Genomic DNA, 19669 nt, shown 5'->3' on the forward strand with positions numbered 1-19669 from the left:
ACAGGGTGACTCAGGGTGGCCTCATCGGGCAAGGAATCGCAGGTCATCGGTGTGGGATCGGGGTTAAGAACTTGGCCCGCGAGTGCCCCGCGGCAGTGGCCGTCCGGGCAACCGAGGGCGCGGCGGGGCTCAGATCAGCGTCAGCAGGCCGATGACGGACCCGGCGGCGAGGCCGAGCAGCACCGCCAGCAGCAGGACCCAGTGCGCGGGCAGCGGGCCGTTCTGCGCCGCCTGGGCGGGGCGGCGGACGGTCGCGTCGGCGGACCCGACCGGCGGGATCGAGCCGGTGGTGCCGGGCGAGGTGTCGGCCGCGTCGAGGGCGGCGCGTTCGCGGGCGAGCGAGTCGGCACCCGCGCCGGACAGCAGGCCGTAGTTGGGCGGCAGTTCGGTGGTCGGGCCGGTCGGGGCCGAGGCGCCGAACGAGCCGGTGCCCGACGCCGGAGCGGCACCGAACGAACCGGTTCCGGCGGTGCCGGGGCCGGAGATGCCGGGACCGCCTGCCGCGCTGAACGAGCCCGTGCCGGAAGCACCGGGCTGGACCGAGCCGGCACCCGAAGCTTCCGAACCGGCCTGGTCTTCCGCTGGATTCGGCAGGACGTGCGGAGCGAAGACGGCTTGTGCACGCAGCGCGTCGGCCAGTAACCGTTCCGGGTCTTTCGGCTCGCTCATCCGCTCCGTCCGCCTGTCGAAGTGCTAGCTCGTCACGTACTCAAGGTAGCCCGGCCCGCCTCGGCCACCCATTCGCCCCGGTGCAGTACCCGGGACGGGCGCAGGTCGTCGTCCAGGATCACGGCGTCCGCGGCGAGGCCGGGGCGCAGTGCGCCGGTGCGGTCGGCGATGCCGAGCAGTTCGGCCGGTCGCGCCGACGTCGCCCGGACGGCGTCCAGTACGTCGAGTTTCGCACCCTTCACCAGGTTGCGGAAGGCGTTGTCCATGGTCAGCGTGCTTCCGGCCAGCGAACCGTTGTCCAGGGTGGCGACGCCGTCATGGACGTCGACCTCCAACCTGCCCAGCGTGTAGCGGCCGTCAGCGGCGTCGGTGGCCGACATGGCGTCGGTGATCAGCACCGTCCGGCCACGGCCCGCGTGCTGCGCGGCCAGCCGCACGACCGTCGGGTGCAGGTGGACCAAGTCGCAGATCAGCTCGACCGTCACGCGCTCGTCGTCGAGCAGCACGCCGACCGGGCCCGGCTCGCGGTGGTGCAGCGGGCGCATGCCGTTGAACAGGTGGGTGGCGACCGTCGCGCCGGCGTCGATGGCCGGAACCAGCTGGTCGGCGACCCCGTCGGTGTGGCCGATCGCGGCGATCACACCGGACTCGGCGAGCTGCCGGACCGCCTTGACGCCGCCGTGCAGCTCGGGCGCGAGCGTGACCATCCGGATGGCGCCGTGCCCGGCACGCAGCAGCTTCTCGACAGTGCCGGTGTCCGGTTCGCGCAGAGTGTCCGGATCGTGGGCGCCGCAGCGGGCGCGCGAGATGAACGGGCCCTCAAGGTGGATGCCCGCGAGGTCGCCCTCCTGCACGAGTTCGCGCAGCGCGGCGATCTGTTCGGTGAGCAGGTCGATCGGGTCGGAGACCAGGCTCGCGAGCATGGTGGTGGTGCCGTGCCGCCGGTGCGCGCGGACCGCGGTGCGGATCTCGTCCGGGTCGAGCGTCGAGAACGACGCGCCGCCGCCGCCGTGGCAATGGGTGTCCACGAAACCGGGCACGACCAGCGCCCCGGCGACGTCGACCGTGGCGGCGTCCGGGCTGCTCGGGGGCGTTCCGGTGCCTACCGCGGCGATCTGTCCGCCGGACACGGCGAGCCAGCCGTCGTCGAGTACGCGGTCCGGGGCCACGACGCGGCCGCCCGTGATGACGAAGTCTCCGGGGTGCTTCACGCGGTCCAGCATATATTGGTCTGGACCAAGGAGGGTCGACCAGCGCGAGATTGGTCCGCCCAGGTCACTGAGGCGGCTGCATTGCCTTCTGCAACGCTTCCAGCGCCCGGCTGGCGGTTGACTTCACGGTGCCCTTCGAAATGCCCGCGGCTTCCGAAATCTCCGCTTCGCTCAGCCCGCCGTAGTAGCGCAGCACGAGCACCTCGCGCTGGCGCGGCGGAAGCTTCGACAGGGCGTTGACCACGGCCTGGTGCTCGCTGGAGAGCATCGCGAGGCTTTCCGCGGACCGGGCGTTCACCGCGTGCGGGGGCACGTACTCGCGGGCGGTCTTGCGCCGGCGCAGCACGCTGCGCGATCCGTTGACCACCGCGGTGCGCAGGTAGCCGACGGCCGCGGCGGCGTCGCGCAGCCTGCCCCAGTTGCGGTGCAGGCCGGTGAACGCCTCCTGCACGACGTCCTCGGCCGTGGCAGGCTCGTCGACCAGCAGGATGGCCAGCCGGACCAGCCGCATCCGGTGCTGCCGGTAGAGGTCTTCCAGGTTCAACGGGGCGGTCGGCGGCTGCGCCGGGACCGGCCCGTCCATGGTCCGCAGGTGGCCGAGGGTCGCCTCGACGCTGCGTTCCGCGTTCCCCTCCAGCATGTATCCCCGCCTGTCCTCGACGTGTCCGCTCCGCAGGCCCCAACGCGTGCGCGATAGGCACAGCGTGCACACAGGTTCCGCCCGCGCCTAGCCTATCGGGTTGGCCTGCCGCTGCCACCGCTCGCATGGTGCGTCCGCCCGGCTGTCACCGGTAGCGTCTGCGGCGTCACTGTCGTGCTCACCCCAGGAGTAAGCGCATGGCCTGGTACCTCGTCGAAATCCGCTATGTCCAGGAGAAGCTGGCCGACGTCCGGCCGCGGCACCGGGACTACCTGAAAGAGCACGTCGAGGCAGGCCGCGTCGCGGTGGCCGGTCCGCTCGCCGACAACTCCGGCGGGCTGGTGCTCTGGCAGGCCGAGGACGAGGCGGCGCTGGCCGAGCTGATCGACAACGACCCGTACGCGCTTGAGGGTGTGGTGGCGGAGCGGACAGTGCGCGAGTTCAAGCCGCTGCTGGGGGCCTGGGTCCAGTAGGGGTCGTGAGTGTTTATGCCGGTTCTAACCGGCATAAACACTCACGACACCTACAGTTCCAGGACGGCGGGCCCGCGGTCGACGCAGATCCGCACGCGCCCGCCGTCTTCGGCCGCTACCTCGCAGGTGCCGCAGAAGCCCTGGCGACACGAGTACGGCACGTCCGGCAGCACCTCGCGCACCACGTCGAGCGTGGAGCGGTCGGCAGGCACGTCGAGGGTACGGCCGCTGCGCCGCAGCACCACGCGGAACGGTTCGCCGTCCACGATCGGCGGCGGCGAGAACCGTTCGAAGCAGACCGCGGTCGCGCCCGTGCGGGCCAGGTCGACGCGGACGCCGGCGATCATCGGCACCGGGCCGCAGCAGTACACCGACGCGCCCTCGGGCATTTCCTCCAGCAGTTCCGCGCCGGACGCCGGGATGCCGAACTCCGTGTCCGGCCGGACCCGCACTCGCTCGGCGGGAAGCTCGTCGAGGAACGGCATCGATTCACGAGAACGGCCGGTGTAAACCAGCCGCCAATCGGCACCGATCTCCTCCGCGCGGCGCACCATCGGCAGGATCGGCGTGATCCCGATTCCGCCCGCCACGAAGTGATACGCGGGTGCGGCGACGAACGGAAAAGCATTGCGCGGCCCGCGCACGGTGACGCGGGTTCCGGCGGTGAGCGCGTGCACCTCGGCGGACGCGGAACCGATGTGCCGCACGGCAATCCGGTAGTGCGACAGGTCCGAAGGCGAACCGCACAGCGAATACTGCCGCACCGTTCCGGAAGGCAGGATGAGATCGATATGCGCGCCGGGACGCCACGCGGGCAGCGGTGTCGAGTCCGGTCGTACGAGCCGAAGACTCACCACGCCGTCGGCTTCGGCGCGCACGGCGTCGACGACCAACGGCAGCCGACGGTCGACCTCTTGCACCGGCGGACGTCGCCGGCCGGAAACCTCGGCCAGCCTTCGATAAGCCGCGCCGACCGCGACCAAAGTGGACATCAGCCGGTCGCGCCTGCCGCTGCCGTCGAGTCTTGGCGGGAACTGCGGTGCGGTCATCGCGGAGCGTCGGCGGCCTTGGCCGCGGGCGAACTCGCCAGGTACGCCACCGCCTGGTCGGTGTTGCCGGTTTCGGTGGGGTGATAGGACTTCCGGAAGTACGGCCGGATCTCGTGCAGCAGCTCGCGGGGTCCGGGCAAGAAGCCTTGCCGGGCGGCGCGCCGGTAGGCCCGCCAGCTGGTGCGGCCGGGACGCGTCGGGTCGTTCTTCATCAGGAACCGGGTGCCGCGCAAGAAAATCCACGCCAGCACCGGCGTCACCACGAGCATCGAACGCACTCGGCGACCGTAGCGGCCGTCGAGGTGACAGAACAGGTCGTAAGCCACCGACCGGTGCTCGACCTCCTCCGCGCCGTGCCAGCGAAGGAGATCCAGCATCGTCTCGTCCGCGCCGGCCGCGTCGAGTTCCTTCGCGTCGAGGATCCATTGGCCGAGAAACGCCGTGTAGTGCTCGATCGCCGCGACCAGCGCGAGCCGTTCGATCAGCCATTCCCGGCTCGATCCGGGCCGGTCGCCGAGCAGCCGCCGGAACATCCACTCCATCTGCGCGATGTAGGGCCGCACGGAAACCCCGGCGGACTCCAGGTGTTCGGCCGCGCCGTCGTGCGCAACGGCGTGCATCGCCTCCTGGCCGATGAACCCGAGCACGTCCTCCTTGAGCCGCTCGTCGCGGATCAGCGGGACGGCCTGCTTGAACACCTCGACGAACCAGCGTTCGCCCTCGGGCAGCGCCAGGTGCAGCACGTTGATGCTGTGCGTGGCCTGCGGCTGCCCGGGAATCCAGTGCATCGGCAGCTTCGACCAGTCGAACTCCACGTCGCGCGCGTGGAGCACGATCTGTTCGTGGTCGGCACTCATGACCGGCCGCTCAGCTCGTAATCGCTCGGCTCGACGCGCCGCGTCTCCAGCCAGTACCGCCAGGTGAAGCCCGGCCAGATGGTCCGGTTGACGCCCTTCGCGTCGAGGTACCAGCTCTTGCAGCCGCCCTGGGTCCACACGCCCTTGACGAGCTTGTCCTGGATCTGTTCCTGGAATTCGTCCTGCACCGACGGCCGCACGTCGAGTGCCGCCGCGCCGCGGGAATCGGCCAGCCGGATCGCGTCGACCACGTAGCGGGACTGCGATTCGATCATGAACACCACGGAGTTGTGGCCGAGCGCGGTGTTCGGGCCGAGCAGGAAGAACAGGTTGGGGAACCCGGACACGGTGATCCCCTTGTGCGTCTGGATCCCTTCGGTGGCCCAGGTTTTCGCGAGATCGCGGCCGCCGACGCCGGTGATGTCGAGGTACTCCAGCGCGTCGGTCACCTTGAAGCCGGTGCCGTAGATGATCGCGTCGACCTCGTGCTCGACCCCGGCGGTGTCGACGATGCTGTGCGCGCGGACCTCGGCGACGCCGTCGGTGACGACATCGACGTTCGGCCGATCCAGCGCGGGGAAGTAGTCATTCGACAGCAGGACGCGTTTGCAGCCCATCGTGTAGTCGGGCGTGACTTTCCGGCGCAGCGCGGGGTTTTTGATGCCCTTCGCGATGTGCCTGCGCGCGAGAATTTCGGCGGCCTGCATGAGTTTCGGGTGCCCGTTGAACCCGATCGCGCGGGATTCGAGCATCCAGTACAACGCGTTGCGGTACAGCCGCTGCGTGCCCGGAACGCGCTTGAACAACTGCCTGGCCCAGCCCGGCATCGCGTGGTCCGGCTTCGGCATGATCCACGGCGGGGTGCGCTGGAACAGCGTCAATTCGCCGACCTCGGGCGCGATCTTCGGCACGAACTGCACCGCGCTCGCGCCGGTGCCGATCACCGCGACCCGCTTGCCCGCCAGGTCGAACTCGTGGTTCCACTGCGCCGAATGCCAGGTCTGGCCCTTGAACTTGGCGATGCCGGGCAGTTTCGGGATCTGCGGGATGTGCAGTCCGCCGACGCCGGCGACGAGGAACTGCGCGGAAAACTCGGTGCCGCCCTTGGTTTCCACCGTCCAGCGGCGTTCGCCCTCGTCCCAGTGCGCGCCGGTGATCTCGGTGCCGAACCGGATCTTGTCCCGCAACCGGTACTTGTCGGCGACGCCCTTGAGGTAGTCGAAGATCTCCGGCTGCGGCGAGAACGACCGGCTCCAGTCCGGGTTCTGCGCGTAGGAGAACGAATACATGTGCGACTGCACGTCGCACGCGCAGCCCGGGTACGAGTTGTCCCGCCAGGTGCCGCCGACCTCGTCGGCCTTCTCCAGGATCACGTAGTCCCGGATGCCCGCTTTTTCGAGCTGGATCGCCTGGCCGAGCCCGGAAAACCCGGTGCCCACGATCACGGCCTTGAACCGCTCGGTCATCTTGTCGGCCTCCGCTGCGCTGGGGGTCTGGCAGCGTTGATGTTACCTCAGGTAACAGTTACTTCAAAATACTTCCTACTCGTCAGTACCACTCGGCAGCCGATAGACCACCAGCGTCTGCTCCGGACGCTCGGCCACGTGGAACGCGGCGTGCGTCGCCGTCACCACGCCGAGCGTTGGATGCCGAAAGCGCTTCTGACCTGCGTGGCTGAACTGGATTTCGTAGTGCGGCCACCACTCGCGCACCTCGGGGCTCGCCTCGGTCAACTCGGCCACCAGCCGGGTCACCCGCGGGTGGTCGGGATGCCGTCCGGCGATCGCGCGCAGCCGGGCCAGGATGTTGCGCGCCTCCTGCTCCCAGTCGACCAGGACCTCCCGGGCGGCGGGCTCGGTGAACATCCAGCGGACGACGTTCGCGCCCGGCTCGATGTTCCGGAACAGCTCCGCGGCGGCGTCGTTGTACGCGAGCAGGTCGTAGCAGATGCCGGTGACGTACGCGGGGTTGTCGCCCAGCATCGCCGGGACGCCCGCGACCTCGGGCGCGGCTTCCTCGGGCGCGTCCTCGGCGGTGGCTCCGCCGTCGGCGAGACGGCGCAGGTGTTCCTGCTCGGCGCTGGTCAGCCGCAGCGCCCGGGCCAGGGCGTCGAGCACCTGGTCGGAAGGACGGACGTCGCGGCCCTGTTCGAGATAGGTGAGCCAGGTGGCGCTGATTCCGGCCAGCAGAGCCAGTTCTTCGCGGCGCAATCCGGGCGTGCGGCGGCGTCCGGTGACCGGCAGGCCCGCGTCGGCCGGGGCGATCCGCTCGCGGCGGCTGCGCAGGAAGGTGCCCAGTTCGACGCTCACTCTAGAACCTCCAGTACCAGAATAACGCGATTCTGGATACCAGCTTAACGACGCGCGAGGCTGGGTCGTATGCGAGCTTGGAATGTCGACGCGCAAGGCCTGCGTCTCTCTGAACTGCCGGAACCCGCTCTCCAGGGCGGTGGCGTCGTCGTGGAGGTGCTCGCCGCGCACGTCCCGGCCTACACGAAGGCGGCGGTGACGGGCGGGCGCGGCGGCCTGCCGGTCCCGCTGGTCCTCGGCCCCTCGTGCATCGGACGCGTGACCGACGTCGCGCCGGACGTCTTCCACGTCGCGCCGGGCGACTTCGTGCTGGACACAGCGCTGCTCAACGCGGGCGACGGCGACGAGATCCTGGTCGGCTGGGTCGGCCTCGGCGCGTCTGGCCGCAACGAGCGCACGGACCGCATGCACGAGGTGTGGCATGACGGCACCTTCGCGGAGAAAGCGTTGTGCGCCAAGGAAACGATGATCAAGCTGCCCGGTGCCGAGAATTACCCGGACCCGGCGCGGCTGGCGTTTCTGCCGTGGCTCTGCGTTGCCGCCGCCGGCCTGCACACCGCGGGTCCGCTGGCCGGACGCGACGTCGCGGTGATCGGTGCGACCGGTCAGATGGGCGGCGCGGCCGTGCTGCTGGCGCTGGCGGAAGGCGCGGCGACGGTGACGGCGGTGGGCCGCAACAAAGTGGCGCTCGACCGGCTAGCCGAACTCGATCCGCGCGTGCGCACCCACCAGTTGACCGGCGATCGGGCGACGGACGCAGCGGCGATCGGCCCGGTGGACGTAGCCCTCGACGCTCTCGGTGCCACCCCGACGGCGGAAGCGACGATGGCCGCCTACGACTGCCTTCGGGTGCGCGGCACCCTGGTGCTCGTCGGCGGCGTACGCCAAGACCTGACCATTCCGTACGGCGAATTCATGCACCGCAGGCTCACCCTGCGCGGCTCCTGGATGAGCGACGACGCGACGGTGCGGACGGTGTGGAACCTCGTCCGCTCAGGCGCGCTGGACCTCTCCGCCGTCGAACTCCTGAAGGTGGGCCTCGACGATCCGGAATCCGCTCTCGACCTGGCGGAAGGCACTTCCGGACTGAGCTTCGTCGCGCTCGTGCCCTAGTAGACGCCGCCGAGTTTCGAGTGGTCCCAGCTCGCGATCTTCGTCGGACGCAGGATCAGCCCGACCCGCTTGGGCGCCTGCCGTTCGATGAAGGTCCGCAGCTCGTCGGGCACCGGCGCGCCCGGTTCGGCCCCGGAGTAGCGCATCATCAGCGCGATCCCCATCGCCGTGACCTGCTCGGTGTCCTCGACGAACGCGACGTCCGCCTCGAACGAGAGCCCGCGCAGCTGGTCGTACGAATCGCCGCTTTCGATCAGCACGGTCGCCTCGGGCAGCCGGCGCAGGTTCTTCGCCTTCTGCGAGGTGCCGTATGTCCACGTCGCGACCCCGCCCTCGTGCGGGTAGTACCAGAGGGCGGTGAGGTGCGGCCTGCCGTTCGGGCCGACCGAGGCCACGTTGATGACCTTCTGCTCGGCCAGGTAGGCCTGCACCTCGTCCGGCTTCATCCGGATCTGGTCGCGACGGGACATGACGCTCCTCAGCTGCGCTTGGTGGCCGCGCGTCCGCCGTGGCCGGTGACCGACGCTTCGAACGCGCCGCGCTCCTCGACGTCCTTCAGCGCGGCCCGGTCCGCCGCAGGCACCCGCGTCCGCGCGCCGAGTTCGACGATCGGCGGCAGGAACGAGCGCAGCAGCTTCAGGCCGCCGACCCAGCGTGGCACGTGGATCGTCCGCGCGCGGCGCAGAATCCCGGCCTCCAGGTCGTCGAGCGCGACGTCCAGCGGGTAGGTCTTGCCGAGCAGACCCGGCATCCCGGCGCGCAGCTTGCCGAACACCGGGTGCGCGTCGGCGCTTTCGACCAGGTCGGTGCGGATCCAGGTGGGGTGCGCGACGCCGACCTTCACGCCGAGGTGCGCGACCTCCGCGCGGAGGCTGTTGCAGAACGCTTCGACGCCCGCCTTCGCGGCGGCGTAGTTCGCCATGCCCGGCGCGTGCGTGATCGCGGCGAGCGAGGAGATGCCGAGCAGGTAGCCGCGGCGTTCGATGACGTGCGGCATCGTGACGCGGAACGTGCGCCACACGCCGAGCAGGTCGACCTCGATCACCCGCTCGAACGCGGTGCGGTCCACCGAACGCACGAACCCGGCGGTCGCGATGCCCGCGTTGGCGATGACGATGTCGATGCCGCCGAAGTGCTCGACCACGCCTTCGGTGACGCGCTCGAGGTCGTCCCAGCTGGTCACGTCGGCTTCCCAGGACTTCGCGTTCGGTCCGATCCGCTTGGCGACCGCTTCCTGTTCGTCGGCCTCGAGCCCGACGAGCGCGACCTTGGCTCCGCGCGCGGCGAGCCGCTCGGCCAGGCCGGCTCCGATCCCGCGAGCGGCTCCGGTGATGAGCACGACCTTGCCGTCGACCTGCTTCTGAGCCACGGTGCCCTCCTGAGCCGGTTTTGCCTGTCCGGAGGGCACCGTACAACAACCTACCCGCAGTAAGCTACTGTTCGGTAAGTATCAGTTCGACGCTTCGCCCAAAGCGGTGAGTTCGGCGTCGGTCAGGGTCAGCTCGACCGAAGCGAGCAGGTCAACGAGCTGCTCCGGGGTCCGCGCGCTGGCGATCGGCGCGGCGACGGTCGGCTGCTGGCGGAGCCACGCGAGCGAGACGCTGGCGACCGAGGCCTGGTGCGCGGCGGCCACCTCGTCCAGCGCGGCGAGCACCCGTTCACCCCGGGCGTCGAGGTAGGCCAGCGCCCGCGGAGCACGCGGCGAGTCGCCCGGTTCGTCCTTCGAACGGTACTTTCCGGTGAGGAATCCCTTGGCCAGTCCGAAATACGGCAGCGTCGCCAGGTTCTCCTTGGCGACGAGCGGGGCCAGCTCTCGCTCGTAATCCCGCTCGACCAGGTTGTAGTGCGGTTGCAGGGCAACGTATCGGGCGAGCCCGTTCCGGTCCGAAATGGACAATGCGGAGGCGAGCCGGTCCGGCTCGTAGTTGGAGGCCGCGATGTAGCGGACCTTGCCGTCGCGGACGAGCTGGTCGAACGCGCCGAGGGTTTCTTCGAGCGGGGTGTCGAGATCGTCCTTGTGCGCGTAGTACAGGTCGATGTGGTCGGTTCGCAGGCGCTGCAACGATTCGTCGACGGCCGCGGCGATGTTCTCCGCGGAGAGGCCAGGCCGCTGGTCTCCCATGCCGACCTTGGTGGCGATGACGATGTCGTCGCGGCGGCCGCGCTTGGCGAGCCAGTTGCCGATGATCGTTTCGGAACCGCCCCCGCCGCCATAGGTGTTGGCGGTGTCGAGGAAGTTGCCGCCGGCCGCGGTGTACGCGTCGAGAACAGCGAATGACGTGGGTTCGTCCGCGGTGTTGCCGAAGACGTTGCAGCCGAGGTTGAGGCCGTGGATGTCCAATTCCGTGGTGCCGAGCTTCGTCATGCTTTCGAACCTAATCCGGCCGGGACGGGAGGAAAACCGGGTTCTCGCGCGTTGGGCGGGACATGGCTATCGAACTGGGCAAGCTAGGCGTGTGGCGGATGTCGACCGCGGTGGACAGCGCGTTCGCCGCCGAGGTGGAGAAACTGGGCTACGGCACGATCTGGCTCGGCGGGTCTCCGGGCGGCGACCTGGCGATCGTCGACGAGCTGCTGGCCGCGACCGAGGGGATCAAGATCGCCACCGGGATCGTCAACATCTGGGCCGACGCGCCCGAGGACATCGCGCGGGCGTTTCACCGCATCGAGGGCAAGCACCCGGGACGGTTCCTGCTCGGCGTCGGCGCGGGCCACCGCGAGCACACGCAGGAGTACAAGAAGCCGTACGCGGCGCTGGTCGACTACCTCGACGCGCTCGACGCGGCCGGGGTGCCCACGCAGTCGCGCGCGCTGGCCGCACTCGGCCCGAAGGTGCTCGAACTCGCCCGCGACCGCACCGCGGCCGCGCACCCGTACCTGACCACTCCGGAGCACACCCGGGCCGCGCGGGAGCTCCTCGGTGCTGGAGCCGTGCTCGCCCCCGAGCAGAAGGTCGTCTTCGACACCGATCCGGAGCGGGCGCGCGAGACCGGCCGCAAGACGGTGCAGTTCTATCTCGGCCTGTCCAACTACACCGCGAACCTGCTCAAGCACGGTTTCTCCGAGGAGGACATCGCGGGGAAGGGCAGCGACCGGCTGATCGACGCGCTGGCCGTCCACGGCGACGGAAAAGCCCTGGCCAAGGGCCTGCAGGCGCACCTCGACGCCGGGGCTGAGCACGTCAGCGTGCAGTCGCTGGACGACGATCCGTTCCCTGCCTACCGGGCAATCGCGGCGGAGCTGCTCTGAATCGCTCCAGTCGGTTTCGTCTCGTGTGAGGTAGGACCGGTCGCCCCGGCCGGTCCACCTCGTACGATGCCGCTGTAGAAGCCAGTCGTCTCGAGGAGGAACCGATGCCCATCGCCACCCCCGAGGTGTACGCGGAGATGCTCGACCGGGCGAAGAACGACGAATTCGCCTACCCGGCCATCAACGTGACCTCGTCGGAAACCGTGAACGCCGCGATCCGCGGGTTCGCCGAGGCGGAGAGCGACGGGATCATCCAGTTCTCCACCGGCGGCGCGGAGTTCGCGTCCGGGCAGAAGGTGAAGGACATGGTTGTCGGCGCGACCGCGCTGGCCGAGTTCGCTCAGGTGGTGGCGGCGAAGTACGACGTCAACGTCGCGCTGCACACCGACCACTGCCCCAAGGACAAGCTGGACGGCTTCGTCCGCCCGCTGATCGAGATCTCCGCCGAACGCGTCCGGGCGGGCGGCCTGCCACTGTTCCAGTCCCACATGTGGGACGGTTCGGCCATCGACCTGGACGAGAACCTGCAGATCGCGCAGGAACTGCTCGCCAAGGCCGCGGCGGCGAACATCATCCTCGAGGTCGAGATCGGCGTCGTCGGCGGCGAGGAAGACGGCGTCGAGGCGGAGATCAACGAGAAGCTGTACACCGCCGAGGGCGACTTCCTGAAGACGATCGACGCGCTTGGCGCCGGCGAAAAGGGCCGCTACCTGCTGGCCGCGACGTTCGGCAACGTGCACGGCGTGTACAAGCCGGGCAACGTGAAGCTCCGCCCGGACGTCCTCAAGGGCGGCCAGGAAGCAGCGGCGAAGAAGCTCGGCCTCGACGCCGGCTCGAAGCCCTTCGAACTGGTCTTCCACGGCGGCTCGGGCTCGCTCCCGGAGGAAATCCGCGAGGCGGTGTCCTACGGCGTGGTGAAGATGAACGTGGACACCGACACGCAGTACGCGTTCACCCGCCCGATCGCGGACCACTTCTTCAAGAACTACGACGGCGTGCTGAAGATCGACGGCGAGGTCGGCAACAAGAAGGTGTACGACCCGCGCAGCTACCTGAAGGCCGCCGAAGCGGGCATGGCGACCCGGGTGGTCGAGGCTACGCAGGCGCTCGGTTCGGCTGGCAAGAAGCTGGGCTGACGGGGTTTCCGACGGGGAGGCCGTCTCGATCTTGTGATCGGGGCGGCCTTTCTGCTTTATTCCGGAGTCGTAACGAGGGAGGAACTCCATTGACCTACACCGGAGTGGTGACCACCGGCGGCCCCGCCGACGTGCGGGAGACCAGTGGCCTGACCATCTCGAAAGTCTCAGTCGGCACGATCGACAACAACGCGTACCTGCTGCGCTGTCGTGCCACCGGCGAACAACTGCTGATCGACGCGGCCGCCGACCCGCAGACACTGCTCGCCCTGGCCGGCGACGGCGGTCTCGCGTCCATCGTGACGACGCACCAGCACTGGGACCACTGGATCGCACTCGCGGAGGTCGCTGAGGCAACCGGTGCCCGCACCTATGCCGGGCGCGACGACATCGAGGGGATCAAGGCCCGCATCGACGTTCCGGTGGACGACGGCGACACCATCCGCGTTGGCGAGGTCGAGTTGACGGCGCGGCATCTGGTCGGTCACTCGCCGGGGAGTATCGCGCTCGTTTACCGTGATCCGGAGGGGATTCCGCACCTCTTTACCGGCGATTCGCTGTTCCCGGGCGGGATCGGGAACACAGAGAAGGATCCGGCTCGTTTCGCGTCGCTGCTGAAGGATGTGGAGGAGAAGATCTTCGGGGAGCTGCCGGACGAGACGTGGTTCTATCCGGGGCACGGCGGGGATTCCACGTTGGGGGCTGAGCGTCCGAAGCTTCCGGAGTGGCGCGAACGCGGCTGGTGAACTGGTCCGCGGCGTCGTTACCGGTTGCGCACCTCAGCGACGACCGATGGGATCAGCTTGAGCTGAGGACGTAGTTGGTTCAAACCGCTATGACCTCGACCATGGTGCCCAGCCCTTTGAAGTCGTCCGCGTTGCGGGTGTAGAGCGGCAGTTCCCGCGAGGACGCGATGGCGGCGATCATGAGATCCATCCGGCGAGGGCGAGGGTCCCGCTTCGCCGCGAGCACCAAGGCGACCAACGTCCCATAGCGGACGGCAGCTTCGCCGTCGAACGGCAGCGGCGCGAAGTCGACGATGGCGGCACCGAGCTTTTCGGTGCGCGCCGCACGGACAGCGGCATCCTTCGCCATCGCCACACCCTGATGCAGTTCAGCCATGGTGACAGCGGTGAGTTCCGGGATCTTGGGCAATGCCGCGGGGTCGAGCAGGCCCAGGTCGATATAAGTACAGGTGTCGAGCACGCCTGCCTCGTGGCGTTCAGTCACGAGATCACTCCCACACGTCGTCCGGACCTAGCCGGTCCTCAGTGCCGAAGAACTCGTCAGCTTCCTGCCGCAGCTGGGCCGCCTCGACTGTGGGCAACCGCCGATGCCGCTCCACCAACTCCTCGGCAGTAAGGCGACGCCTGCGCGGTATCGGCCGCAACTCGGCCACCTCGACGCCGTTGCGAGTGACGTAGTAGACCTCGCCTGCCTCGACCGCGTCCATGACGGCAGCGGAGTTGTTGCGGAACTCTCGCTGGGTAATCACCTTCACAGCATCAGTGTAGTCCGTTGTAGCTCACCGAGCTACATGCTGCCCTGTTGACTCCCCGCATCCGACGCCTGACCTCGGGTGATTGGTCTAGCCAGCAAAACGCGGAACTTCTAACTGGCAAAACGCGCCATGGCGAGGCAGCGGTTCGCCCTACCAATCCGTCACCGAAAGCACTGCCGGAAACTCCTCCGTGAAGTCATCCGTCCGGTGCCTCGGCAACTCGATCACGATCCCGTCCGTCGTGCGGGTCCACGGCAGTGGCCGGGAATGCCCGCCCAGCAGGCGGATTCGAGATCGGGTGCCGATCGGCACATCCCCCGGCACGAGGAGTCGGCCGTCCGGCCAATGGAGTGGGATCAGGTTGAACGCGCCGCTCGTCCGCGTGTAGCAGAGGTCGCCGTCCATGGCTCGGGTCCACGGCGTGGAACCGTAGATCGCGCGGCCGTTGATTCGCAGCCAGCGGCCCATGTCCAGCAGGCGCGAGCTCATCCAATCCGCGATCGTGCCGTCCTCGCGGGGGCCGATGTTGAGCAGCAGGTTTCCGTTCTTGCTGACCACTTCGGCGAGCAGCCGGAGCAGCTGTACCGAGGATTTGATCTTCGCCGGATCCTCGTTTTCGTTGTAACCCCACGACTTTCCGATGTTCAGGCACGCTTCCCAGGGATCCGGGCGCAGGACGTACTTCTTGTTGTCACCCTCGACGGTCGCGAAATCCGCGTGCGAAGCTTCGAAACGGTCGTTCGCCAGTACGCTCTTCGGCCAACGGCGATCGGCGGCGTTGCGGTAGTAGTAGGACAGGATTTCGTCGCTGCGCCAGTCCCACGTCTTCGGCCGGAAGATCGGGCCGCCGCCGAATTCGTGGTAGCCCTGGCCGTCTGCCCACAGGATATCCGGATCGTACTGGTCGATCAGGGTTTTGAGGTGTACGTGCTCGTATTGGGTCACGTAGTCGGCGATGGGACGGTAGCCGGTATAAGGGATTTCCGCGCCAGTGTAAGGGTTTCTGGGGGCGGTGCCGAGCGCGGGGCTGTAGAACTCGCCCAGTGAGTAGTAGAGGCCTCGTTTGAGCCGGGTGTGCGCGGCGGCCGAGAAGAGTTCGCCGACCAGGTCGCGGCCTGGGCCCATGCGGACGGAATTGCGGTCGGACGCGGTGTTGCGGAACAGCTGGAAACCGTCGTGGTGCTTGGAAGTCAGCACGAAATATCGGGCTCCGGCTTGTTCGAACAGGCGTACCCAGGAGTGCGGGTTGTAGCGACGGGCGGTGAAGCGCGGGATGAACTGGTCGTACGCGAAATCCGCGCCGTAGGTTTTCAGGTGGTGGTCACGAGTTCCGGTGCCGCGCGCGGGATCCGTGACGTTCATGGCGTACAGGTACCACTCGGCGGCGTGTCTGGCGTCGCCCCAGGCTGCGGCTGAATAAGCGCCCCAATGGATGAAGATGCCGAATTTTGCCGACGGGTACCAAGGCGTGGCCGCGGGGGTGGCTTGCGCCGGTGTCGCGGTGAGTCCGAGCAAGCCCGCGGCGGCGAGCATGCTGCGGCGGCTGATTCCTGCCTGGTCCATGAACGCATCCACTCCCGTCGGCGGCGGCGGTCATCAGATGTCTTGGCCTTTCAGGGGTACCAGCTCGGCGAACGACCGGCAAGCATCCTGTCTGGTCAAGACAGCTGTTCAAAAGCATGAACGCGACGGTTGGCCGATTGACGTGGTCGAATGCCGTTCTTATGGTCAGGCAAATACATCAGATCTATTGAGGGTGGCCGCAATGGGTGCAGCGTGGGAAACCAGTCGGCGGACGGCGTTGCGCGGCGGGGTCGCCCTTGCGGCTCTCGCTGCCACCGCGGGGACCGCGTTCGCCGATCCGAGGCCGGGGCGACGGCTGCCGTTCCTGCTCGACATGGTCCAGAACAACCCGGGCGAACCGCTGTTTTCCAGTCGCTTCAATGATCCCGCGACATTGAAGAGCTACGGCTACGACGGTCAGGTGATCAACGAATTCACCCCGCCGCAAACCGCGACGACCTTCGAGACGTTCGACGAGCGCATTTTTCCCGCTGGCTCACCGGGTCGCGCCTGGGTCGAGGCGACCGCGAAGAAGATCGACGCACACATCGCGCGAGCGCACGCGGCGGGCATCGCGGCGTACTTCTTCACTGACATCATCGTGCTGCCGAAACGTCTGGTCGAACTGTACGGCGACCAAATCCTCGACAGCCAAGGCCGAATCAGTTTCGACCGCCCGCTCACTCAGCAGATCCACCGGCTGATGCTGCGCGAAATCTGCGCGCGTTTCCCAGGTCTGGACGGAATTGTCGTGCGCACCGGCGAGACGTACGTGCAGAACGTGCCGTTCCACACCGGAAACAACCCGATCACCAATGGCGCTACGAGCCACCTCACCCTGCTCGGCATCCTCCGCGACGAGTTGTGTGTACGGGCTGGCAAGCGGGTCTTCTACCGCACCTGGTCGACCGGCAGCGACAAGCTGACCAGCGACCCCGATTTCTACCGGGAGGTCACCGACCAGGTCGAAACGCACGAAAACCTGGTCTTCTCGATCAAGCACACCGCGAAGGACTTCTGGCGGACCATTCCGTTCAACCGGACCGTCGGCGTCGGCAAGCACCGGCAGATCATCGAAGTGGAGTGCCAACGCGAGTACGAGGGCAAAGGAGCGTTCCCGAATTACGTGATCGACGGCGTGGTCAACGGTTTCGAGGAATTCCGCACCCAGCCGCGCACCGGTCCGATCGGACTCGCCGAGGTGGCCGACAACCCGATCATCGCCGGAATCTGGACCTGGTCCCGAGGCGGCGGATGGCGCGGACCGTATCTGCAGAACGAACTGTGGTGCGACCTCAACACCTGGGTGATCGCCCGTTGGACCCGAGACACCGGCCTCGGCGAGGAAGGCGCGTTTACCGAATACGCGACGACGCGCCTCGGCTTCCACGGCGACCAAGTCCGCCGCTTCCGTCGGCTCGCGTTGCTCTCGGCGGCCGCCGTACTGCGCGGGCACTACAGCGTGGTGCACCCGATGGGCAGGCTGATGTGGACCCGCGACCAGTTCCTCGGCGGCTCCGACAAGGATCTGACCAGCGATTACGCCGCGATCGTCGCCGCTGGCCGGGTCGAACCGGTGCTCGCCGAAAAAGCCGAGGCGGCCCGGATGTGGGACGAAATCGTCGCGCTGTCCGGCACGCTCCCGCTGCGCAATCACGCCGACCGGACGTACCTGCGAGTGTCCGCGCGCTACGGCCAATCCTGGCACCGCGTCGTGCACCACGGCTGGGAAGTAATGCTGCGCGGCTACGCCGGCGCACACGACAAAGCCGCGATGCGCTACCACCTCGCCCGCTACGACGCGGAATGGCAACGCTGGCAACGACTTGCGAAGACCGAACCCTCCTGCGCGACGCTGTACCAGCCGTACAGCTTCGGCCCGAAAGGTCCAGACGGCCTGTACAACGCCGACCCGGACCACGGCATCAAACCGGCCACCGACTATTACCGTCGCCTTCTGTCCAGTTAGGACTGAACGACACCCCACCACAGAAAGTCCCGCGCCCGGGTAGCCGCGACCAGCCGTTGCCTGCTGAGCAATTCACGCTGTTCCTCTTGCTCAGCAGGGTCTTCCGGTGCGGGACGCGGCAATTGGACGACTAGCACCGCGCGAAAGTCGAGCCCCTTCGCCCGGTGCACAGTCCCGACGTGCAGCCGATCCTCCGCCGCTCCGACGTAGCGTTCGAGCGCACGCGTCGGCACGCCAGCGGATTCCAGGAACCGTCGGCACTGATCGGCATCCGCATTGCTGAAGGTGATCAGCGCCGTCTCGCCGAGCGGAATTTCCAGCGCACGGACCGCCCCAGCCATCGCATCCGGAAGTTCGGCGGGCGTGCCGGTCCACGACTGCACGACGCCGCCCTCGTTGACCGAATCCGCGTCCCGCAGCGCAACTCCCGCCGCGCCGTCCAGGTCGTCGACCGCGTTGATCCGCCGGGCGAAGTCGAGAATGCTCGCGCGGTTGCGGTAGTTGACCTTGAGCACCTCGCCGCGGCCCTGGATCGGGATCCCCGCGTCGGACAACCGCCAGCCACCGGGATAGACCTGCTGCTGTCCGTCGCCGACGAGCAGCAGCTGGTTCGGTCCGTCGCCCGCGATCGTGCGCAGCAGCCGGAGGCCGGTCAGCGTCATGTCCTGCGCTTCGTCGACCACCACGGACGCATACGGCTCTTCGAGCGGCTGCCGTTCGAGTTCGGTGCTCGCCCGGGACAGCAGGTCATGGAAGTCGTGCAACCCGTTCGCGGCCAGATTCTCCTCGTACGTCGTGTACAACTGCCAGACCTTCTCGCGCTGGCCACGATCGAGCCGAAGCCCGCGCCGGGCCCGGTGAATAGACTGGTACTTCTCCAGCGTCCGGATGCCCTGGCCCTTGATGATGCGCTGGACCTCGGTCTCCCAGTAGTCGTAGTTCGGACCCAGCCGCTCGAGGGGTTCGCGGTGCTCCTTCCAAGCGCGCCCGAAAGCGTCCTTGGTCAGCCGCGAATGGGTGTTCAGCACGATCCCCCGGCGCTCGAGAAACTCCCGTGCCCACGCGTGCAGGCTGATGAACTGCGCGCGGTCCGCCAGCTCCGGAGCCAGCCGCCGGAACGTCGTCTCGTTGACCGGCGGCAGCGTGCGCACGTAGGTCGTGAACAGCAGCGGACCGGTGCTTCGGCGGCCGACGTGCCGCATCCGGTGCAGCGCGACCACCGTCTTCCCGGTCCCGGCCGGACCGCTGATCCGTGCCGGGCCGGAGTAGTTCCGCGCCGCCAGCGCGGCCTGGTCGGGGTGCAGGAACGTCATCCACGTTTCGAACGGCCGCTCCACCGCCGCGATCAGCTGGTCGTCCGCGACGCTCTCCGCCGAGAGCAACTCGAACGACCCGGCTTCCTTCTCCGGCGCCGAGACCGTGAGCCACTCGTAGCCACGCAACCGCGCGGCGAGCCCGTCGGCGATTTTGGCGGCTTGCCGAACGGTCAGATGCACCGTGTCACGGCGGAAAAGCTGGTCCAGTTTGGCCGCGGGCAGCACCCAGAACGGCCCGGCGTCGCGCGGTCCCCGCGGAGACTGCGCGCCGACGATCGCGACCAGGGTCACCGCGCTCCGGGCGATGCGCTGTCCGCCCGGGCCGGGCAGCCCGGCGAACCGCTCTTCCGCGTCCCGCGCCACCTCTCGCATCGTCGCTTCGTCCGGCGGCGGATCGGTGACAACAACTGCAAACACCCCGGCGCGGCCGATCAGGAAGGCGTCGGCGGTCCCCGGATCTCCGGTGCGCACCGCGAGGTGCCAGCCTTCGGCGGTCCGCTCCAGCAACCCGGTCAACGCGTTGCGCCGCAAGGAATCCTGGAACCGCTCCGCGATCAGGTGCGTGGCTTGTCGCTGGACTTGCCTGCGGGCGTGCGCGCTAAGTGCCACGGAGC

General features: G+C 68.3%; 20 protein-coding genes. 6 read left to right on the forward strand and 14 right to left on the reverse strand.

The annotated features are described in order from the left end of the window. Positions 1-129 precede the first annotated feature (129 nt). From EIZ45_RS08580 to EIZ45_RS08590, 3 genes are read right to left on the reverse strand one after another with little or no spacing between them, the layout of a single operon-like run. Positions 130-669, reverse strand: a complete 540-nt coding sequence (locus tag EIZ45_RS08580) for a hypothetical protein (protein WP_043834787.1) — start codon at positions 667-669, stop codon at positions 130-132. 32 nt (positions 670-701) lie between these two features. After that, positions 702-1892 carry an N-acetylglucosamine-6-phosphate deacetylase gene (nagA, locus tag EIZ45_RS08585; protein ID WP_043834785.1) on the reverse strand — a complete coding sequence of 397 codons (1191 nt, stop codon included), beginning with the start codon at positions 1890-1892 and terminating at the stop codon, positions 702-704. A 52-nt stretch (positions 1893-1944) separates the two neighbouring features. Then, positions 1945-2520, reverse strand: a complete 576-nt coding sequence (locus EIZ45_RS08590; protein WP_051172562.1) for a SigE family RNA polymerase sigma factor — start codon at positions 2518-2520, stop codon at positions 1945-1947. Between the two features lie 197 nt (positions 2521-2717). Here EIZ45_RS08590 and EIZ45_RS08595 point away from each other — a divergent pair, with 197 nt between their 5' ends. Then, on the forward strand, positions 2718-2993 hold the full coding sequence (locus EIZ45_RS08595; protein WP_043834783.1) for a YciI family protein: 276 nt from the start codon (positions 2718-2720) through the stop codon (positions 2991-2993). A gap of 50 nt (positions 2994-3043) precedes the next feature. Here EIZ45_RS08595 and EIZ45_RS08600 read toward each other — a convergent pair whose 3' ends face one another. The 4 genes from EIZ45_RS08600 to EIZ45_RS08615 all read right to left on the reverse strand — a co-directional run bounded on the left by EIZ45_RS08600 (position 3044) and on the right by EIZ45_RS08615 (position 7208). Then, a complete protein-coding gene (locus EIZ45_RS08600; RefSeq protein ID WP_134664366.1) occupies positions 3044-4042 on the reverse strand; it encodes a PDR/VanB family oxidoreductase in 999 nt (332 codons plus the stop codon). Further along, entirely contained in the window at positions 4039-4899 is an 861-nt protein-coding gene (locus tag EIZ45_RS08605) for a metal-dependent hydrolase (protein ID WP_037808816.1), read from the reverse strand. Before EIZ45_RS08605 ends, EIZ45_RS08600 begins: the two co-directional genes overlap by 4 nt. Then, positions 4896-6365 (reverse strand): NAD(P)/FAD-dependent oxidoreductase, encoded by a 1470-nt coding sequence (locus tag EIZ45_RS08610; protein WP_134664368.1) that lies wholly within the window; start codon positions 6363-6365, stop codon positions 4896-4898. The genes EIZ45_RS08605 and EIZ45_RS08610 overlap by 4 nt, the downstream gene beginning before the upstream one ends. Before the next feature lie 75 nt (positions 6366-6440). After that, positions 6441-7208: a helix-turn-helix transcriptional regulator gene (locus tag EIZ45_RS08615; protein WP_167756375.1), complete on the reverse strand. Its 768-nt coding sequence runs from the start codon at positions 7206-7208 to the stop codon at positions 6441-6443. Positions 7209-7277: 69 nt separating this feature from the next. On the opposite strand from EIZ45_RS08615, the gene EIZ45_RS08620 reads away from it, so the two are divergent. Continuing rightward, positions 7278-8321, forward strand: coding sequence for a zinc-binding dehydrogenase (locus EIZ45_RS08620; RefSeq protein ID WP_134664372.1), 1044 nt, complete (start codon positions 7278-7280; stop codon positions 8319-8321). On the opposite strand, the gene EIZ45_RS08625 is transcribed toward EIZ45_RS08620, so the two are convergent. From EIZ45_RS08625 to EIZ45_RS08635, 3 genes are all read right to left on the reverse strand, one after another. After that, a complete protein-coding gene (locus tag EIZ45_RS08625; RefSeq protein WP_134664374.1) occupies positions 8318-8791 on the reverse strand; it encodes a pyridoxamine 5'-phosphate oxidase family protein in 474 nt (157 codons plus the stop codon). The two genes, EIZ45_RS08620 and EIZ45_RS08625, sit on opposite strands and share 4 nt — an antisense overlap. Before the next feature lie 8 nt (positions 8792-8799). Further along, positions 8800-9690, reverse strand: coding sequence for an SDR family oxidoreductase (locus EIZ45_RS08630; protein WP_134664376.1), 891 nt, complete (start codon positions 9688-9690; stop codon positions 8800-8802). A gap of 81 nt (positions 9691-9771) precedes the next feature. Continuing rightward, positions 9772-10686 carry an aldo/keto reductase gene (locus tag EIZ45_RS08635; RefSeq protein ID WP_043834769.1) on the reverse strand — a complete coding sequence of 305 codons (915 nt, stop codon included), beginning with the start codon at positions 10684-10686 and terminating at the stop codon, positions 9772-9774. Between the two features lie 62 nt (positions 10687-10748). Between EIZ45_RS08635 and EIZ45_RS08640 the strand changes: the two genes are divergently transcribed. From EIZ45_RS08640 to EIZ45_RS08650, 3 genes are all read left to right on the forward strand, one after another. Next, the gene (locus tag EIZ45_RS08640; protein ID WP_043834768.1) at positions 10749-11570 is read left to right on the forward strand and encodes an LLM class F420-dependent oxidoreductase; all 822 of its coding nucleotides are present in this window, start codon (positions 10749-10751) and stop codon (positions 11568-11570) included. 104 nt (positions 11571-11674) lie between these two features. After that, the gene (gene fbaA / locus EIZ45_RS08645) at positions 11675-12706 is read left to right on the forward strand and encodes a class II fructose-bisphosphate aldolase (protein WP_134664378.1); all 1032 of its coding nucleotides are present in this window, start codon (positions 11675-11677) and stop codon (positions 12704-12706) included. An 89-nt stretch (positions 12707-12795) separates the two neighbouring features. After that, complete coding sequence (locus EIZ45_RS08650; protein WP_043834766.1) at positions 12796-13452, forward strand: MBL fold metallo-hydrolase; 657 nt, start codon at positions 12796-12798, stop codon at positions 13450-13452. A gap of 79 nt (positions 13453-13531) precedes the next feature. Here EIZ45_RS08650 and EIZ45_RS08655 read toward each other — a convergent pair whose 3' ends face one another. The 3 genes from EIZ45_RS08655 to EIZ45_RS08665 form a co-directional block, all read right to left on the reverse strand. Further along, positions 13532-13936 (reverse strand): type II toxin-antitoxin system VapC family toxin, encoded by a 405-nt coding sequence (locus tag EIZ45_RS08655; protein WP_043834765.1) that lies wholly within the window; start codon positions 13934-13936, stop codon positions 13532-13534. Between the two features lie 4 nt (positions 13937-13940). Continuing rightward, positions 13941-14207 carry a type II toxin-antitoxin system Phd/YefM family antitoxin gene (locus tag EIZ45_RS08660; protein WP_043834762.1) on the reverse strand — a complete coding sequence of 89 codons (267 nt, stop codon included), beginning with the start codon at positions 14205-14207 and terminating at the stop codon, positions 13941-13943. Between the two features lie 150 nt (positions 14208-14357). Then, positions 14358-15770, reverse strand: a complete 1413-nt coding sequence (locus EIZ45_RS08665) for an alpha-L-fucosidase (protein WP_051172559.1) — start codon at positions 15768-15770, stop codon at positions 14358-14360. A 202-nt stretch (positions 15771-15972) separates the two neighbouring features. Between EIZ45_RS08665 and EIZ45_RS08670 the strand changes: the two genes are divergently transcribed. Then, entirely contained in the window at positions 15973-17739 is a 1767-nt protein-coding gene (locus EIZ45_RS08670) for a hypothetical protein (protein WP_205670011.1), read from the forward strand. On the opposite strand, the gene EIZ45_RS08675 is transcribed toward EIZ45_RS08670, so the two are convergent. Continuing rightward, positions 17736-19664 (reverse strand): UvrD-helicase domain-containing protein, encoded by a 1929-nt coding sequence (locus EIZ45_RS08675; protein WP_134664380.1) that lies wholly within the window; start codon positions 19662-19664, stop codon positions 17736-17738. The two genes, EIZ45_RS08670 and EIZ45_RS08675, sit on opposite strands and share 4 nt — an antisense overlap. Between the last annotated feature and the right edge of the window lie 5 nt (positions 19665-19669).

It is taken from the genome of Amycolatopsis sp. CFH S0740, from assembly GCF_004522315.1.
Lineage (GTDB): Bacteria > Actinomycetota > Actinomycetes > Mycobacteriales > Pseudonocardiaceae > Amycolatopsis > Amycolatopsis nivea.

Excerpts from the sequence above, each read along its gene's own strand:
- EIZ45_RS08580 (WP_043834787.1), bottom strand. The coding sequence starts at position 669 with ATGAGCGAGCCGAAAGACCCGGAACGGTTACTGGCCGACGCGCTGCGT.
- nagA (WP_043834785.1), bottom strand. The coding sequence starts at position 1,892 with ATGCTGGACCGCGTGAAGCACCCCGGAGACTTCGTCATCACGGGCGGC.
- EIZ45_RS08590 (WP_051172562.1), bottom strand. The coding sequence starts at position 2,520 with ATGCTGGAGGGGAACGCGGAACGCAGCGTCGAGGCGACCCTCGGCCAC.
- EIZ45_RS08595 (WP_043834783.1), top strand. The coding sequence starts at position 2,718 with ATGGCCTGGTACCTCGTCGAAATCCGCTATGTCCAGGAGAAGCTGGCC.
- EIZ45_RS08600 (WP_134664366.1), bottom strand. The coding sequence starts at position 4,042 with ATGACCGCACCGCAGTTCCCGCCAAGACTCGACGGCAGCGGCAGGCGC.
- EIZ45_RS08605 (WP_037808816.1), bottom strand. The coding sequence starts at position 4,899 with ATGAGTGCCGACCACGAACAGATCGTGCTCCACGCGCGCGACGTGGAG.
- EIZ45_RS08610 (WP_134664368.1), bottom strand. The coding sequence starts at position 6,365 with ATGACCGAGCGGTTCAAGGCCGTGATCGTGGGCACCGGGTTTTCCGGG.
- EIZ45_RS08620 (WP_134664372.1), top strand. The coding sequence starts at position 7,278 with ATGCGAGCTTGGAATGTCGACGCGCAAGGCCTGCGTCTCTCTGAACTG.
- EIZ45_RS08625 (WP_134664374.1), bottom strand. The coding sequence starts at position 8,791 with ATGTCCCGTCGCGACCAGATCCGGATGAAGCCGGACGAGGTGCAGGCC.
- EIZ45_RS08635 (WP_043834769.1), bottom strand. The coding sequence starts at position 10,686 with ATGACGAAGCTCGGCACCACGGAATTGGACATCCACGGCCTCAACCTC.
- EIZ45_RS08640 (WP_043834768.1), top strand. The coding sequence starts at position 10,749 with ATGGCTATCGAACTGGGCAAGCTAGGCGTGTGGCGGATGTCGACCGCG.
- fbaA (WP_134664378.1), top strand. The coding sequence starts at position 11,675 with ATGCCCATCGCCACCCCCGAGGTGTACGCGGAGATGCTCGACCGGGCG.
- EIZ45_RS08665 (WP_051172559.1), bottom strand. The coding sequence starts at position 15,770 with ATGGACCAGGCAGGAATCAGCCGCCGCAGCATGCTCGCCGCCGCGGGC.
- EIZ45_RS08670 (WP_205670011.1), top strand. The coding sequence starts at position 15,973 with ATGGGTGCAGCGTGGGAAACCAGTCGGCGGACGGCGTTGCGCGGCGGG.